Raw genomic sequence first — 601 nt, forward strand, 5'->3', positions numbered from 1 at the left:
TATTCCTGGACAAGCGCATCCTGACCCTGGATACGCCGGAGGCAGACCGTTTCATTACTGCTGAAAAGAAAAACATCCTGGTCGATGCCTTCGTGAAATACCGCATCACTGATCCGCGCCTGTACTTCGTCAGCTTTGGTGGCGACGAGCGCCGGGCACAAGACCGCATGGCGCAGATCATCAAGGCCGCATTGAACGAGGAGATTACCAAGCGCACGGTTCGCGAAGTCATCTCCGGAGAGCGTGGCAAGGTGATGGATGCGATCCGCACCAAGGTGTCGGATGAGGCAAAGCAGATTGGCGGCGAGATCCTCGACGTACGCCTGAAACGGGTCGATTACGTCGAGCAGATCAATAATTCGGTCTATGAACGTATGAAGTCCGAGCGTGCCCGCGTTGCCAATGAACTGCGCTCCACCGGTGCTGCCGAGTCAGAAAAGATTCGTGCCGATGCCGACCGTCAGCGCACGGTGATACTGGCGGAAGCCTACCGCGATGCCGAATCGATCCGGGGCGATGGCGATGCCAAGGCCTCGCAGATCTATGCCGAGGCATTTGGTCAGAATCCGGAATTCTTCAAGTTCTACCGCAGCCTGGAAGC

At 57.1% G+C, this 601-nt stretch carries 1 protein-coding gene; it reads left to right on the forward strand.

All coding sequences use genetic code 11. The features are described 5' to 3' along the window. Positions 1–601 (forward strand): protease modulator HflC (gene hflC, locus JK635_RS28520; protein ID WP_202654702.1); only part of this gene is annotated, 601 nt, incomplete at both ends.

It is taken from the genome of Neobacillus paridis, assembly GCF_016765675.1.
Lineage (GTDB): Bacteria > Bacillota > Bacilli > Bacillales > Cytobacillaceae > Neobacillus > Neobacillus paridis.